The organism is Streptococcus mitis, assembly GCF_905187535.1.
GTDB classification, from domain to species: Bacteria; Bacillota; Bacilli; order Lactobacillales; family Streptococcaceae; genus Streptococcus; species Streptococcus mitis_BS.
The window spans coordinates 351,805-367,675 of sequence record NZ_CAJJIE010000060.1; the positions used below are offsets into that span (position 1 = coordinate 351,805).

Sequence of the window (15,871 nt, forward strand, 5' to 3'; positions counted from 1 at the left end):
TTTACATACATTTTTATATATAAATTAAATATTTTATTATACTTTTAATAGAAAGCATGACCATATTAGCTCTTAATTACAAAAAAATCCCAGACCTTACTCTCTCACGAATATTAAGACATCTCAATAAGTCCTGAAAAGTTGACAAAATCAAACAACGGAAGAATCAGAATGTTCATTTAGACCGCGTTTCTCAAAGCAGACAAGATGACATCAATACCATAATCGCTTGATAAAAGCTTCCAATTCGAGAACTCTTTCTCATAATCAAACGTAATAAATTTTGGTAAGTAGCTTGTAAGTTATGATAGTAAACTCTACTGATAAACCTATATAATCAATGAAAATAAGAAAAAATTTTCAGATATTGATATTATTTACATATTGTAATTTAAACGAACTATCTCCCTTTTAAATATATTTTCGTTATTCTTTTTTGACCTGCTAACTATGAAAAAGTATCAAGCATAAATAAACAAGTTGGACTACTGATACCAAAACCAAATGAGTAAAGAATTAGAATAATTCAGTCACACTAACCAAAATTTAACCGCTGCCAGTGTGTAATGGATATCTAAAGTCCACTTGCTAGCTAATTGTGCTAAAAAACTTATTCTCTTCTTCCTTTAAAAATTGTCAAGAACGGAGCTATATACAGTTTCTTGTCACTAACAGGAAATTCTACGATATCCATGGTCTGCTTTTTTCACAAGGTTTGAGAATATCAGATTATGCCTTCTTCAGGCTTCGTCTTTGTAATAAAGATGCTTGTGTTTCTGACAAATAATGGTCTTTAACCCTAATTCCTCTTCATCAAAGATTTAATCCTTTTGTAGATTCCGTTTACATAGTTTAAGATAGATACGACATAGTAATATATGACTTTATGATAGTTAAAGCTTTCTAGGATTATTCTTTTTGAAGCTGTGTCTAAAAATAAACTCTTTTCAAGATTATCTCCTCCACTGGTTTATGGGCATATATTGTACTTTAATACTCAACAATTTTTAAAAAGCAGTCTTGTCTATTGTCTACTGTACTGACCCCAAAAAGTAGATTTTTTCTGACTAACTTTTGGGGTGCAGTTCAGAAGCTGGAGCCAAATTTCTAGACAAAGAACAAGTCAAAAATTATTATATAGAAGCAAAAGAGTTATGTAAGATTTATAACAATCCTTTAATGTTGATGAAGATAGAAAATTATTTGAAAGAATTAGATACTGTTTAGTTAATCTTGACATTATAGTTTTTCTGAAACGTTAAATAACCTGTAAGGCTGATAGTGAAATTAATACTATCAGCCTTATAATTTTTCCATGGTATCTCAAATAACTATACTGATTTTGTTTCCCGTTCTAATTTGGTAACATTTTGATTTCTTGTGTTATCAAGTATATTGATAAAATTCTCTAATCTCCTAACCTTATATTCGTAATCATCTATCCATTTAGTCATAAATCTTTGATTTTCTTCGATTTCTTTCTCCACCTGCTCCAGTTTGATAGCTGAAGTCAGGTTCATCTTGGCAAAGAGATTTGAAAAGAAAAATGATAAATAAGAGTAAACGATAAGATAAAACCATTGAGCAGTTGAATTTATCAAACAAATCAATAAAAAAACTAGTAAGGAAATAAGTAAATAAATATAAGGAGATATTTGCTCAAAATGATGATTTTTTTGTATCGTATGTGATAACTAAATCTACGACTGATGCAATAAAAATTATCATAATTTCAAATATGTTTTATAAAAGATACACATTTTATATAATGGTTGTCTGGGTTCCTATTTTTGAAAACATATCCCTTCTTCTTTTGAAATTTTCTTACTCAAACGATTGATAAACTTATTCACTTTAAATACGATGTTTTCATATCTATTGCTCTCTAATTCTATCTGGATACCTAACTCATTCAATTCCTTCTCAACAACATCAATGCCAATTTTATCAGTTATATTCAATTTTGAAAGATTCAATTTCATTTTTTGCTTATTTTCAACTGAAGCCAGTAAATATTCTGCTACTTGATTTAAGGTTGTCACTCGTTCTTGCAAAGCATTGATTCTCAATTCTGAAGCTGCTAATTCATGAATTAAATCATCTTTAATTGTAATATAAGAGTGCTTATCCATATCCAGCTCAAGTAAAGTATACACTTCCTCAATCTTCTCTTTAATCATATCGACTGTTGTTTTTCTGCGGAATGGAATCGTTTGATTTTCAGAGCTAAACTGTCTAATCAAGGTTCGGCCTTTCATATAACGATTTTTATCGGCAGCATCTTTGTGATAAATGTAGTAGGAACTTGTTTCCCTGATGAAAACTTTCACCTTGTCCTCCTCCATATCGAGCTCCATGTTAGGCAAAAAGATAAGCCCTTCGTGACGAATACCAAACTTGACCTTGATGTAAATACCATCATCCACTACTTTTTCGATTTGATTGAGTGACAATTCTACCTCAAATTCATGAACAGCATCTCTGTTTCTCCTAAACTCTTGATAAGATTCCCAAAACTTCTCCTCGCTTGGGAGTTCTTTTTCTTTGGAGAATCTCTCTTCTTGATAAACTTGAACTAAATCCTTAACTTTTGGAGCTTTCAAATCTTTTCTCTTCTCAAAATAATCTTTGAAAAACTCTACATCATATAATTTTTTCTGATCTAGTTCTGTCTCTTTCACTTTTACTCCTGCAAATTGAAAAGAAACATGCTTTTGCTTAGGATTGATATTTAATCCAAATAGTTTTGCTTTTTTTACCAGATTTTCTAAGTTATCAACCTTGGGTAAAAGAAATTCCATAAGCTCTTCCATTTTCCTTTTGGCAAAGTAATTCTTGAAAAATTCTTCTGTGTAAGCTTGCTTGCGATTGAGTTTATTACCACGCACAACTTGTCTCATAGTTGAGTCCGTCATAAAAAAAGTGGTATGCTTGTGACTGAAATCTATCTTCACATGTAGTAATGGAGCGTTCTTTTTGAAATCCTCTAAATCGGTAGAATTTTTCATCAAAAAATAGAGTCGTTGCTTAAGTTCATATTTGTGATTAGTCTTACGATAAATTTTATACTGCTGGTGAGAATAGCGATTCTCGATAATTTTTGCACCTGCAATTTTAGAAAATCTATCTGAAATCATGCGAAGATTTCGTTCGACTTTATAATCCCACTTAAGTTTTTTGTCAGAATTGCTGTCAACCGAGTTTATAATGATGTGATTATGCAGATGGCCTTTATCAACGTGGGTCGTAACGATAAAGCGAAACTTTCCACCAGTCAATTCTTTCATGGTCTCATAACCAATCTGATTGATTTGTTCAGGAGTGAGATTGTCCTCTGGCGAAAAGGACTGAATAATATGGTGAGCATGGATTTGTCGTTGTTTCTCCTCCAGCCTATCGTGTCGAAAATCGTAAAGCGTATCATTGTTGATAAAATTTTCATGATACATCTGCACCATCTCCTCATAGCTAGGAAAATCCAGAAAATTCCTCATACCATAGTCCGATACCAATGCAAGATTCTTGGTCTTCTCAGGATTAAGAATATACTTGATGATTTTTTTGCGATAACTCTTTCCGTGAACGGCAAAATGTTTAGTGATGACCATGAAACTCCCTCAACTTTTTAGCTTGAATACTAAACTCTTTCTCTACCTCTCTTATCAATTCGGAGATTCCTTTTTTCAAGTTCTGCAATTCATCATTTGAGATTAACTGAGATTGGTTTACACTTCGGGCAATCTGATTAATATTGTTGCCAATCCTCTTCAACTCAAACACCAAATCTTGATAACCAGTTGTATCAATGGTGATGAAATTCATACCAGGATCGAGTAGGGTTCGTCGAGCATATTCTGAAAAAGATTGACAACCGCTTTGGTCAATACAATGTTTCAACTGACCCAATTCGCTATCAGACAGGAAAACTTTCTTTAGATTGTTTCGGTAACGATTTTCCATGTGCCTACCTCATGTATTTTTTACGGAAGTCTTGACTAAGAGGAATGGAGTTCCCTATTTCTTGAATCAATTCCTGAACGCAGGTTAAGAGAATGGATACATGTTCTTGGGTGACTTGATGTTCTGCCCTTGATAAGATTAAAATCTCATAAACATCACGACAGATTTGTTCTAGCTTTTGAGATTGCCAAAGGGTGAACCATATCTCTATCTGTTTTTGTAAATCAGAGGAGAGTAAACTTTTACGGAGAAAATCTGAAAAATTAGTCTCTCCCTGCTCTCTCATCAAAGCTAAAATTTGCTTTTCCTCTTCATCTGTTAGGCGAAATTGTTTCCGAATATCACGCACGTCTCGTTTCATACTGCTACTTCCTTTCCAAAATATCTGTACTGACAATGTCTGCTACCGTACAATGTCCGTACACTTTTACACCAACTGATTTTCATTCTTGTAAGGCTTTGCGAGCTCAGATATTGTGTCCACAATATCCCAAAAATCTTATCGCCAACCGACCAAAACCTTCCAGTTTTGACAGCTAACGATAAGATAACTTGGTGGCTCCGCCCCCAAACCCCAGTTAAAAATTGAGGATTGATTTTCTTAGAGTGATATTAGGATAACAGGGAAGATTTGGAAAAGTTATCACAGGAGAGTGAGAGGATGAAAAAAGAGCCTTTCGGCTCTTAAAAAGTTGAATTTATCTCAATAGCAGAATTATCTACAAGGATTGTTTATTACATCCTCTTAGCTATATTGAACTCATCTAATCGTTCTCTTTTGTCTTTGGCATTCTGTATATATCGACTATAATCTTCTTTGAAATCGCTCAAACTTACTAAAGAAATATAAGAATCGTGCTCATCATCATAAAGATCATTACATGGATTTTTCTTATAAGCCGACTTAATATTTAGCATGTTCTTTCTAGCTAAATTATCAAAATATTTCAAAGATCTACACGACTTAGTCTGCTGACAATGTTGACAATAATGAGTACTATCATCTAGTACCTTATCTTTAGCTTCATCAGTATAAACAGCTATCACACCATTTGTTCTGTTATTTTTTCTATCCTCTAAAGAATACCTTAGTTCATCATAAAGCCAATCATCATAATTTCCAATCCAATTCTTTCTATAAGAAACAGCCTCTGGAGTTAATAATACAATTGTAACCGATGTATCTTTTAACTTCTCATATAGATATTCCTGAATAATGTTATCACTCATTTGACTTCTATCAACATCTTCTGATCTATTAATTACCTCAGTAGATTCATCAAATAAATCAACTAGTTCATCTTTAATCTCTTTTCCATCACTAAAACGGAACGAAATAAATATTTTGGTTGCCATTATCGTACCTCATTGACAATTTTATCAATCGTGGAAAAAACTTTAGTGAAATCCTTTTCAGTCTCCAAAGTTTCCCAGTAATTATCTAAATAACTATATTCTCCTGATTGTTTCATCTCATCAAAAATTTCTTTTGCAGCAAATCCAGTAGAGGCAATCGGAATGATTATCTTTCCTTTTTCTTTAGCTATTTGAAATTCCTCCATCATGCCTGAAGCAAGTTCTACCTTACCATCAACTAGCTTGTTGCCAAATAAAAATATACACACCCCTGACTCACTAATCATTTGTTCACGGTTCTCGGTCCAACGTTCTTTTAACGATTTCTCTCCATTAGCATTTTGTGGAAAAGGAAACAAACCAAGGTGTTCAGACACATGTCTATATTTAGTTTTATAAATTTGATCCAGCGCACCGTTAATAACACTGCTTCCTATCCCCAGTCCAAACCCTGATATTATTTTATAATCTTTTGAAATAAGAAAACTAGATAAATCATAGCAGTATTGATTTACCTTTTCTTCACTCCAATTCTCATTATAATCTGATATACTACCTGAAATGAAGATTGTATTTTTAAAATATTCTTTTTCAATTTCTAGTAATAATTGGGGAATCTCAGTATAATCATTTACCAAAACAGTCTCAATACCATATCGTTTTAAGTCTATTATTTTTAAACCTTGCTTTATTTTTGCATAGTCATACTCTTTTTTCGTTCTATAATCTTTTCTTAATACAGTTCTCTGAATACAATAATGTTCTCTTTTGTTATCTCCTAATAAAACATTCACCTTTCCTAAAATAGACTCTAGGTTTGGATCTTCAAAACTGAACCCTACAAATAAGAACGTTTTTGAGACTAAGTCCCCACGCAAGGCTGTAACAAATAACGAATTTTTCTCACTATATCTTTCATAATCATCTTTTGAAATAACTGCATCTTGGGGAGATCTTATATCACCGTGCATTTTATATACGATAGCATCACTATCATAAATATTAATAGCCAAATCATCTACTTTTCTTTTTATATCCCCCCTGCGATTATTTTTTTCCAATCCATTTTCTATGACCTCATCATAATTTGTTGTCCAATATGTAGAAATGGGAAGACGTGTTAATATATTCATAACATCTGTTTCTGAATCTGAACTAGAAAACTGATTAATTATTTCTTGATTCACAGTACCACGATTTCCCATTTTAGAATTGATATAGTATTGCGCCACTCCAATTAAATCTGTTTCTTTATCAATGTCCAAATTTATTTCTTCTGAGAATGGTCTTACCAATTCTTTCCAATTAACAAAACCGGCATCAACTGATGTCCCCGCACCAGCAAATACTGCAGCATTCCCTTCTTGAATAACTTCAGTATATTTTTTAATAAATAGCTCTTTTTCCATATTAACTACTCCTATTTTTCCAATCATTAAATATAATAGATGATTGTTTATTAACTTCAATTGTAATGTTTTCAGAAAGATGTAGCTCTGGATAAATAGAATAAAATTTGGGAATAATTGTTCTATCTATTTTTTCTGAAAAATAGATACATATTTTCTTTCCAATTGCATCTGCATATCCCAATTCCCAAGCACACCACTGAGAATTAAGTGTCTTACTTGAAAAGTACAAAACAAATACATCCGATTGTTTTATACGCTCTTTGATAATATCGACTGTTGAAGTATTACACCATTCTCGTTTCAGATCGTATTTATCATTAACCCAGTCAATATATACGACTTGGCCATTTTTGTTTAGTTTTTTATAAAAGGTTATAATTTTTTCTTCATCTTTAGAGTTATGTGAAAGAAAGATATCAAATTTTTTTATCTTTTCTAGATCATCAATGTATAACCTCTTCTTCAACTCTTCTGGCCCTTTCCTATTTGTTACTATTTCATTATCAATAAAATTTGTTTTTCCTTTCTTTTTTCTACTCAATCTAAACGGTAGAGATAAACTTTGAAAGTACGACTGAACTTCTTTTTTTAGCGATTGATTTCTTACATGACCATTTATTGCATAGAAAAAATTATGAACTTCCTTTGAATCATACTTCGAAAGTTCTCTAATGATTTCTAATCTTTCATGTAAATCATGTGTTTTAAAAAATCTTTTGCGATAATGTTCCAGATAAGAGGGATTTATTTCTTGGATATAATCTAATGATTTTTTTCTTTTTATAGTTTGCAGCTTTAATTTTGCTAAAGATTTTTTTCGAATTTCATCTGCCTGAGTTTTTCTCTCTTCAATACTCAAAATATTTTTTCTTACTCGTCTTCTTATATATTTAGATGTTTCAAGAATAAAATCATTAGTTTCTAAAGACATCCTTTTACTCTGAATTTTAACTAAATTTTTTTTAATAATACGTTTACCATACCAATAGTTTCTTTCTATTATCAGTCTAGAAATTTTATCAGGAAACATATAAATAAATTTTTTAACATAATCTTTGTTGGAAAATTTTGCTGGCATAGCTTCTATGGTCATATTATGAGCCAGTTTAAACTCTTTTTGCAATTTTATATAAAATTCATTATATTGTCTCATTACTTTGCCCATATAATCTGCAACCTCATAATAAATATTTACTGTTTTATAACTCCTCTACGGAAATTATTACAAATTCCCTTTTTTAATTTGGTACTCTTCTGCAACAAGAGAAGCCGTTTTATTATCGTACCTTTCACTATCGTAATAGAAAAAATAAGGAACCTGATAACCATACCACACGTTCAATCCTGTTTCCTTTTCCAATAATTCACAGAACTCCGTTGAATATTTCTTACAAAACATTGAAGCCAATATTTTAAATTGACCTTCAAATATTATTCCTCTGTTTTGAAACTCTATAACAATCCCCTCAAATTCTTTGCCTAATATTGCTCTTAATTCCATAGTTTTCACCTATTCTTTCTATTTGATATTAACATAAAACATGACTGATTAAAATTTTCTCAATTTTTCTTCCTCCGCCCCTCAACATCTCTTTCTCTACCTGACTCCACTCGCCAAACAGTAAGTCTTGAAGAATATCTGCTGCTGAAGTCTTAACATCCATTGAATCATATACGTAGGTTCAATTTCATTGATAAATTTAAATGCTCTTAAAGATGCCTTATTGTTCCAACTGTCGTATGTTTTCAAAGAGATTGTTTACTATTAGAACATAATGCTCTTTTTTAAGAGTAAGAGTAATTTCTTTCGCAACCATCCTCACTCAAATTTGATTAAAGATTTCTAAACAATAGGACAATAACTTATCAATTATTCGGGAGAAAAGTAACCTAACTGTTCCGCGACATGAATAGCTTCCTGTCTACTGGATACCCCTAATTTTGAAAAGATATTTGCAAGATGATTCGAAACCGTTCGCTTACTCACATAAACCTTTTCACAAATATTATCTATACTTAGACCATTTCGAACTAATTCTAATATTTCTATTTCACGTGAAGTTAAAACATCTACCACTACTTCATCTGAAAAAATCTTTCTACCCTGATAAATTTCTATCAAGTTTTGAAGTAACTCCACTGGAGCAATACTCTTATCCAAAAATCCCCAGGAACCCATTATCTTAGCACGATACTCATACATTTTTTTACTATATCCAGTTAAGATAACAATTTTAGCAGAACATCCATTTTTAATAATCGTTTGAGCTAAAGATAGCCCATCCTCCTGATACAAACTAGTCAAGTTTATATCAATCAGAATAATGTCATAGTCATCATAAGGAAAATCCAAGACAGAAGAAAAATCATCCATCAAATCTACCCTTTCAATATTCTCTGATAATTCCAAAATCAGTTTAATACTCTGACTAAACAATTTATGATCATCAATCAACAAAATTTTCATAACATAGCTCCTTATCAATCGGTAGTTCAATAACAATACGAAAAATACCATTCTCATTTAAAGTATCCATTTTACCACCTAAAATACTTAATTTATTTGCCATATTTTTCAAGCCATATCCCAAAGAATGTTCTTTGGTAGAAATCGATTTATTTTCAGAAACTATAAAAATAACATCCTGTTTTATCTCGATTTCTAAAGAAATCTCTCCTTCTTGTGAATATTTAACCGCATTAGTAATTAACTCCTCAACAAAACGATAGACAATTTTATCATAGGGTGTCATTAAAGAAAATTTAGGTGGAAAATATACCACTACTGAACTTTCTTTATTATATCTTTTCTCAATCCTTTCGATAAGAGCCTGATATTTTTTTGATAGAGGCTCGTCTACTTCACTCATAGGCTGGTAGTAATCCATTCGTTCTCTGATTCGTTGCACCAGTTCTTCAGTAACAAGATTTATTTGATTCCCAAACATCTCATTTTGACTATAAGCATTGAAATTCTTAACAGCCATTACACTTTGTAAAATTTCATTATGAAGAAATTCTGAAAATTGCTGTTCTACAAACTCATTAGAAAGAAGATGATTAACCATTCTATTTCTCTTCAAAAATAGAATTTCCAGATAATCTTTCGCATTTCTCATATCAGATACGTGAAACAATCGAATACATTCTTCGGCAACAATAGCCATAATAAGCAGAACTATATTTAGAATTAAAAAACTTATATTCAAATCAAGTTGAAAACCTATAAACGAAAATAGTAATAATACTCCTATTAGGAAAATTAAGCGTGTAAAAGCCTTTAAATAAGAAAATTTTAATTCATCAATCTTCTTTTTAAAGGACGTAAATATCGTCTTGAAATGTAAAAAAGTTAGGATAGATAATACCTCAACATACCAAAACAAATTTAGAACACTCGCTCCTGTTGTATTAACATACGATACAATATAGGAAATAGGTAAGACAACCGACAAAATCATGACATTTCGTTTTTGATAAGTTAGCACTTTTCGCAACTCTCTTTGATAAAAGAGTAATAAAATTAAAGGAACAAATGTAAGAAAAAAGGTTGTGAAAAGCGATAAGAATAGAAACAATGGAAAATGGATAAAGTAAGAAAATGTGGTAATGATGGTTAAAGCTAGTGAAACATTCATCAATTCTTCCCCAATCTTCTCACCTAGTAAAATTATCGAAAGAGAACTATAAACCAATAAAAATGAATTAATTGGATTCAGTATGTCAAAAAAATGCAACAAAGTGTTACTTGTTCCTTGTTGAAATATGGCTTGCCAACTGACCAAAGCTAGCAAAAAGATAGTCCATAATTTTAATTCACTATGTCGAAAGGTAGTAAAGTTGCAAACATAGCTGGACACAATCAACAAAATCACAAGTATTACGGAGAACTTTTGCGTGAGACCACTTGCATAATAAATAGGAACTCTATAGTATATGTAGAACATCAAGATCAAGTGATTCAGCAAAGTTAATTGCCACAACCATAATGAATGATTAGAAATGATTTTTACAATTTTTTTCATCATAATCATCTCCCTCTATTTTATAAGTATAGTATAGCATAAAACTAGAATACTATTTAACAGTATCCTAGTTTTATGCTAATTTTTATCGAGAATATGCCAACTTACTTTATAAGTTATAACTAAGTAAATTAGAAAGAGGAGAGCTGCCATTCCTAGATAGGTCACATCAATTGTGATAGTTGTATTGGCAAAGTTTTCAAAGTAACCTAATAAGGACTTGCTTAGAGAAACCGCTAATGGAACAGCAAGTAGCAAGGGAACAAAGAAGTAACTTATAATTTGATGAATAAGTATTTTCTTATTTTGTTTTTTCTTATTTCCCAATAGATATAAGATACGATAATCATTAATGCTGTCTAGTGCACTAGTTGAGATTTGTAGAGATAAAATGCTAAGTGAAATAATAATAAACACAACACTAATAAATATCAATACTAGTACAATGACTCCCATAAATCCTATATAAAGCTCAGATAATCTCACCTTACTTTGATAAGTGAAGTCATTTAATTCTGCACCATCCAACGTAAAGTAATGCTTATCAACCCACTCTTTCAAAAACGTTTCAATTTTTCTTTTATCAATATTTTCTTTATATTTAACCACATAAGTTGTAAAGTCTTCGTTCAATTCTTTAATAACTTTATCTGGTACAATAAGAGTTCCCGAATCATTTAATCCTACTGAAGAAAGAAAATAAACAGTATCTAATGGTTGGGACGATGCCAGTTTTAAAGAATAACCGCCAATCGATAAGTCTTTCTTTTGTAGTAAAAATTCTTGGATTTGTTTAATAGTTCCTTTGTAATTTGCATTTATTAGATAGCCATCATCAGCTAAGTTAATATCTTTTTTGCCTTGTAGTTTTCTTAGATGATTATAAGCTGAAATCCCTAAAATACGGACTTTTGAATCAGGTAACCCTTTATCGTGCTCCCATAACTGACTAGTATCTATTATATCTTTATAAGTCAAATCACTCGTAAAAGTTGAATAAATATATTCATCTTTTACGACATCAAAATCAAAGCCGCCTGCTTGTAATCTATCTTTTACACTCTCGTTTCCATAATGAAACTCATTACCTCTATATAAATTGACTTGTAAATCATAAGGGGCGTAACGATTCAACTCATGGTTCATGGTTGTGTATGAACTGCCACCAAACACTAGTAAACTAAGAGCCAGAGTCAAGGTCATAGATAGTACTGCTAGCGTTACAGAATTGCTGTCCGCTTGTTTGGAAAATTGGCGGATTTTAAATGAGTTTAATTTATTATAATAGAAGGAAGATACTCTCTTAACAACTCCAAGTAAGAAATTACTTAAGGTGTTGTAAAATAAAATGACAAAGATAACTAAAATCGATACTAATAAAACTCCCCAGTTTTTCAAAATGGATAAGTGATGATAATCAGAAAAATAAATACTACCAGAGATGATAACAATACTTGAAATAATGAAAATTAACAATTGTAAAATAGAATTTTCTTTAATAATTCGTGATTTTTCAATGCCGTTTTCTTGAATTAAGCTAATGATTGTTTTCTTTCTAAATTTCAAAATGTCCATTAAACCAACTATTAAACTAGTTACCACATAGGAATAGCCCAACAGAGAGAGTGACTTAAGATCTAAAAAGAATAGATTTCCAAAATAATTTGCCATAAAAAACTCAGAAGCAATGTGAGCAAGTAAAATAAGTAAGATTAGCCCAAAAGTAAATCCTAGAACTAAAGCAAAGATATTTACTAACATCGTTTCAAAGAATAGCGTTCCAATAATTTGATATTTTTTCATTCCAAGTGTTGAATATAACCCGAGCTCTTTTTGTCGTCTTCCTAAAACAAAATTTGTAGAGTAAACAATAAGAAAGGCGACAGTACCGAGTATCAAATATGAAATAAGTCCCATGTACTGGCTCATGATTGTCGTCAACATTTCTTTCGCACCCGATAAGCTCTGCATGACAGGATGACTTGGAAGAGCATTAAAGGCGTACAAAAGACTATAAATCAAAGCAAGACTTAAAAAATAAATCGTATAGGTTTGTAAGTTTCTAAATACATTGCGTAAAATTAACTTTGGGTACATAGCTCCCCTCCTATCTTGTTCGTCTGTATATTTCTTCTAGGTATAATTCGTTTGATAGTCCATTCCGCTCAATATCATCGACAATCTGTCCATCACTGAGAAGAACCATTCGAGACGAATATTTAGCAGCAGCAGGATCGTGAGTAACAAGTAGAATAGTTATTTCAAACATTCGATTAATTTCTTGTAAGAGGGACATGAGATTTTCTGAGTTAGCAGAGTCAAGAGCTCCTGTCGGTTCATCTGCAATCAAGAGTTTGGAATCATCTATTAACGCTCTAGCTGTTGCGACACGTTGACGTTGCCCACCTGATAATTGATTTGGAAATTTATTTTTTAAATTTTGAATAGCTAATTTACCCAAAACATCATTAATTTTCTTTTGATATTTTCTAATGGATTTTCCTTGAATTTGAAGTGGTAAAATTACGTTTTCATAAACTGTTAAGGTCTCTACAAGATTATAAGATTGAAAAATATAAGAGATATTCTTAGCGCGATAATCGGCTAATTGGCTTTCTTTTGCTTGAATCATATCAAAATCTTCAAAAACAATACTGCCCGAATCAGGTTTATCAATAGTGGATATACAATTCAATAAAGTTGTCTTTCCACTACCACTAGCCCCCATAATGGCTAAAAATTCACCCTTATTTACTGAAAGGTAAATATCAGATAAGGCATGGACTAAACTTTCGCCTTCTCCAAATGTCTTATTTAATCCTGTTACTACTAGTTGTGGCATTATCGTTTCCTCCATTTCTTTTATATAATTATTATAGCTTGTAGAAAAATCTATTTCATGAGTATTTCGTGCAGAATTGAGTCGTAATTTAGGCTTCTTGTCTTTTTCTAGGGCACAATCATGACCACCCGTCTAACGGGTGGTTTGGACCAGGGCTATAAGCCCAAATTACCAGCCAGCGCCTAAAGACGCTGGCTTTCACGTTGTTCAAGTCTTATTGCTCTTGACTCGTCACTTGCCTCTTAAAGAGGCTTTAGTATTACTTACCACTATCCCTAAAGGGATCCTCATATTCTTTTACACTTAATTTATCTAGTGCTATATCATGCTTTTCCTGTTCTTGAATATATTTCTTAATTGTGGCTTCATTGAGTCCAACCGTACTCACATAATAACCTTCCGCCCAAAAATGCCGATTCCCAAACTTATACTTGAGATTAGCGTGTTTATCAAACATCATGAGTGTATTTTTACCTTTTAAATATTCCACGAAACTTGCGACACTTATCCTCGGTGAAATACTGACTAACATATGTACATAGTCTGGCATTAGGTAACCCTCGATAATTTCAATACCTTTATAACTACATAATCGGTGGAATATTTCTCCCAAACTGCTTCGATATTGATTATAGATAACATTTCGTCTATACTTAGGGGTGAACACAATGTGATACTTACAGTGCCACTTTGTATGTCATAAACTATGTGCCTTTTGTGCCATATTTTTCTCCTTTCGCTTTACAATTGGCTTGAACACCTTTATTGTATCGCGTTTGGAGTTTTTTGGGGTATAACCTTCGACGCGCACCCGCACAGCGAGTGGTTTGTTTGTCTCGCACCTAGAGGAGCGAGACGGACTGAAAGTCACATAATAAAAACCAATACTCCTCAAGAGCATTGGTTAGAAATTATAGTGATAAAACCAATCTATCCACTATTTTTTATCATTACGTCTTTTCATAAAGTAGACAATACCAATGATGAATACTCCTAATACAAGTACAGGAGCATAAAATTCAAGCGTTCCAATAATTCCTTCCATTCTATCCTCCTTTAAGGTACAATTCACCTCTTTTAACCACAACTTACATGTGGTGCACTACATTCAAAGGAATATGTAACTACCCATCCGCAATGACCATGAAGGGTCAAAATAATAGCAGTATACAAACCTGCAGCAGATTTCCCACCAAGTTCTTGGTGATTAATTTCGTAATCCAAAGTATCAATACCGTGATCTTCTTCTTTCATTACATTACCTCTTTCAATATATCATTTTTATTGTATATTGTCAATAAAAAATAAAGGAACATCTATGTTTAGTTTCTAACAGTGAACATTATTACTAGTACACTCATAAGAACATGTGAAGCATAGACCACATCTTCCAGCTAGTGTCAATTTAAAAGCAGTATACCATCCACCCGACCCCGATTTACCAGCAATCTCTTGGTTACTAACTTCAAATTCAAGTGTATCAATTTCATTTTTGAATTCATCACATTTCATAGTTTCACCTCATAATTCTCCCTTATTACTATCAACAATAATCAGCTTTCAAATATTCAATTAAATCCTATTTCCCACCAGGAAACTCTTTGGTTCACATAAACAAATTACGTACGTTATTATAGTGGATTGAAACTAGAATAATACACTCCAGCTACTAAAATATTTTTAGCAATTAATTTAACTTTCCCAATCGGTTTGTTCACATCTTATTTTAAAATACTGTAAATTATTTTTGTTATATAGAGCTAGTATTTCTTTGTATTGAAAATAGAAATTTAATTAGTACCAGTGTATAAACTTGCCCAATATAATGTACGAATTTTCTATTGAGATAAATATGATTTACATTTTTAACATATCATCCTCAAGATGATTTAACAACACATTTTAATTTCAATTTATAAGTAACTAAAGATTAGTACAGATATTATTGAGCAAGCATAACACTAAAATTTATCCACATTTGACATTATTACTTGTGCATTCAAACGAACCAGTAAACCAGTTCCCACAACGGCCTGCTAATGTCAACTGAATCGCTGTAAACCAACCAGAACCTGATTTCCCAGCAAGTTCTTGATTGGCAACTTCAAAGTCTAGAGAATCAATCACTGGACGTTCAGCATCCTTTGCCATAGGCTTATTCCTCCTTTTTTCTTTAGATGATCATCTTTACAATAATTAGTATACAACTTAATCTTAACTACGTAATGAGTAAATCGTGCAAAAGTTGTAAGTTTCTCAAATTAACTATATTTTTT

15 protein-coding genes and 1 pseudogene are annotated in these 15,871 nt (G+C 31.7%); 1 reads left to right on the forward strand and 15 read right to left on the reverse strand.

All coding sequences use genetic code 11. The features are described 5' to 3' along the window. Positions 1–1,089 precede the first annotated feature (1,089 nt). Positions 1,090–1,227, forward strand: a pseudogene (locus tag JQ841_RS08835) (helix-turn-helix domain-containing protein); the annotation flags it as partial. 557 nt (positions 1,228–1,784) lie between these two features. Here JQ841_RS08835 and JQ841_RS08845 read toward each other — a convergent pair. From JQ841_RS08845 to slmA (JQ841_RS08910), 15 genes are all read right to left on the reverse strand, one after another. Continuing rightward, the gene (locus JQ841_RS08845; protein ID WP_203180688.1) at positions 1,785–3,608 is read right to left on the reverse strand and encodes an SAG1250 family conjugative relaxase; all 1,824 of its coding nucleotides are present in this window, start codon (positions 3,606–3,608) and stop codon (positions 1,785–1,787) included. Beyond that, positions 3,595–3,960 carry a MobC family plasmid mobilization relaxosome protein gene (locus JQ841_RS08850; RefSeq protein WP_203180689.1) on the reverse strand — a complete coding sequence of 122 codons (366 nt, stop codon included), beginning with the start codon at positions 3,958–3,960 and terminating at the stop codon, positions 3,595–3,597. Before JQ841_RS08850 ends, JQ841_RS08845 begins: the two co-directional genes overlap by 14 nt. A gap of 4 nt (positions 3,961–3,964) precedes the next feature. Beyond that, positions 3,965–4,321 (reverse strand): SAG1252 family conjugative relaxosome accessory protein, encoded by a 357-nt coding sequence (locus JQ841_RS08855; protein WP_203180690.1) that lies wholly within the window; start codon positions 4,319–4,321, stop codon positions 3,965–3,967. 374 nt (positions 4,322–4,695) lie between these two features. Then, complete coding sequence (locus JQ841_RS08860) at positions 4,696–5,316, reverse strand: TIR domain-containing protein (RefSeq protein ID WP_203180691.1); 621 nt, start codon at positions 5,314–5,316, stop codon at positions 4,696–4,698. Beyond that, positions 5,316–6,725: an SIR2 family protein gene (locus JQ841_RS08865; protein WP_203180692.1), complete on the reverse strand. Its 1,410-nt coding sequence runs from the start codon at positions 6,723–6,725 to the stop codon at positions 5,316–5,318. The genes JQ841_RS08860 and JQ841_RS08865 overlap by 1 nt, the downstream gene beginning before the upstream one ends. A gap of 1 nt (position 6,726) precedes the next feature. Then, positions 6,727–7,893: a toll/interleukin-1 receptor domain-containing protein gene (locus JQ841_RS08870; RefSeq protein ID WP_203180693.1), complete on the reverse strand. Its 1,167-nt coding sequence runs from the start codon at positions 7,891–7,893 to the stop codon at positions 6,727–6,729. Between the two features lie 57 nt (positions 7,894–7,950). Further along, the gene (locus JQ841_RS08875) at positions 7,951–8,229 is read right to left on the reverse strand and encodes a hypothetical protein (RefSeq protein ID WP_203180694.1); all 279 of its coding nucleotides are present in this window, start codon (positions 8,227–8,229) and stop codon (positions 7,951–7,953) included. A 369-nt stretch (positions 8,230–8,598) separates the two neighbouring features. Next, a complete protein-coding gene (locus JQ841_RS08880) occupies positions 8,599–9,195 on the reverse strand; it encodes a helix-turn-helix transcriptional regulator (RefSeq protein WP_203180695.1) in 597 nt (198 codons plus the stop codon). Continuing rightward, on the reverse strand, positions 9,176–10,756 hold the full coding sequence (locus JQ841_RS08885; RefSeq protein WP_238395610.1) for a sensor histidine kinase: 1,581 nt from the start codon (positions 10,754–10,756) through the stop codon (positions 9,176–9,178). The genes JQ841_RS08880 and JQ841_RS08885 overlap by 20 nt, the downstream gene beginning before the upstream one ends. 75 nt (positions 10,757–10,831) lie before the next feature. Beyond that, positions 10,832–12,850: an FtsX-like permease family protein gene (locus JQ841_RS08890; protein ID WP_203180696.1), complete on the reverse strand. Its 2,019-nt coding sequence runs from the start codon at positions 12,848–12,850 to the stop codon at positions 10,832–10,834. Between the two features lie 10 nt (positions 12,851–12,860). Beyond that, positions 12,861–13,595 carry an ABC transporter ATP-binding protein gene (locus JQ841_RS08895; protein WP_033680285.1) on the reverse strand — a complete coding sequence of 245 codons (735 nt, stop codon included), beginning with the start codon at positions 13,593–13,595 and terminating at the stop codon, positions 12,861–12,863. 259 nt (positions 13,596–13,854) lie between these two features. Further along, entirely contained in the window at positions 13,855–14,265 is a 411-nt protein-coding gene (tnpA, locus tag JQ841_RS08900; RefSeq protein ID WP_235181563.1) for an IS200/IS605 family transposase, read from the reverse strand. A 407-nt stretch (positions 14,266–14,672) separates the two neighbouring features. Next, complete coding sequence (gene slmA / locus JQ841_RS08905) at positions 14,673–14,849, reverse strand: salivaricin M family lantibiotic (RefSeq protein ID WP_203180697.1); 177 nt, start codon at positions 14,847–14,849, stop codon at positions 14,673–14,675. 75 nt (positions 14,850–14,924) lie between these two features. Continuing rightward, positions 14,925–15,107, reverse strand: a complete 183-nt coding sequence (gene slmA / locus JQ841_RS10020) for a salivaricin M family lantibiotic (protein ID WP_000649491.1) — start codon at positions 15,105–15,107, stop codon at positions 14,925–14,927. A gap of 456 nt (positions 15,108–15,563) precedes the next feature. Further along, positions 15,564–15,746, reverse strand: a complete 183-nt coding sequence (gene slmA, locus JQ841_RS08910) for a salivaricin M family lantibiotic (RefSeq protein ID WP_001029875.1) — start codon at positions 15,744–15,746, stop codon at positions 15,564–15,566. Between the last annotated feature and the right edge of the window lie 125 nt (positions 15,747–15,871).

Bases quoted from the DNA above. Each gene is read 5' to 3' on its own strand.
- slmA (WP_000649491.1), bottom strand. From the start codon at position 15,107: ATGAAATGTGATGAATTCAAAAATGAAATTGATACACTTGAATTTGAA.
- JQ841_RS08855 (WP_203180690.1), bottom strand. From the start codon at position 4,321: ATGAAACGAGACGTGCGTGATATTCGGAAACAATTTCGCCTAACAGAT.
- JQ841_RS08845 (WP_203180688.1), bottom strand. From the start codon at position 3,608: ATGGTCATCACTAAACATTTTGCCGTTCACGGAAAGAGTTATCGCAAA.
- JQ841_RS08850 (WP_203180689.1), bottom strand. From the start codon at position 3,960: ATGGAAAATCGTTACCGAAACAATCTAAAGAAAGTTTTCCTGTCTGAT.
- slmA (WP_203180697.1), bottom strand. From the start codon at position 14,849: ATGAAAGAAGAAGATCACGGTATTGATACTTTGGATTACGAAATTAAT.
- JQ841_RS08870 (WP_203180693.1), bottom strand. From the start codon at position 7,893: ATGGGCAAAGTAATGAGACAATATAATGAATTTTATATAAAATTGCAA.
- slmA (WP_001029875.1), bottom strand. From the start codon at position 15,746: ATGGCAAAGGATGCTGAACGTCCAGTGATTGATTCTCTAGACTTTGAA.
- JQ841_RS08895 (WP_033680285.1), bottom strand. From the start codon at position 13,595: ATGCCACAACTAGTAGTAACAGGATTAAATAAGACATTTGGAGAAGGC.
- JQ841_RS08880 (WP_203180695.1), bottom strand. From the start codon at position 9,195: ATGAAAATTTTGTTGATTGATGATCATAAATTGTTTAGTCAGAGTATT.
- JQ841_RS08865 (WP_203180692.1), bottom strand. From the start codon at position 6,725: ATGGAAAAAGAGCTATTTATTAAAAAATATACTGAAGTTATTCAAGAA.
- JQ841_RS08875 (WP_203180694.1), bottom strand. From the start codon at position 8,229: ATGGAATTAAGAGCAATATTAGGCAAAGAATTTGAGGGGATTGTTATA.
- JQ841_RS08890 (WP_203180696.1), bottom strand. From the start codon at position 12,850: ATGTACCCAAAGTTAATTTTACGCAATGTATTTAGAAACTTACAAACC.
- JQ841_RS08885 (WP_238395610.1), bottom strand. From the start codon at position 10,756: ATGATGAAAAAAATTGTAAAAATCATTTCTAATCATTCATTATGGTTG.
- JQ841_RS08860 (WP_203180691.1), bottom strand. From the start codon at position 5,316: ATGGCAACCAAAATATTTATTTCGTTCCGTTTTAGTGATGGAAAAGAG.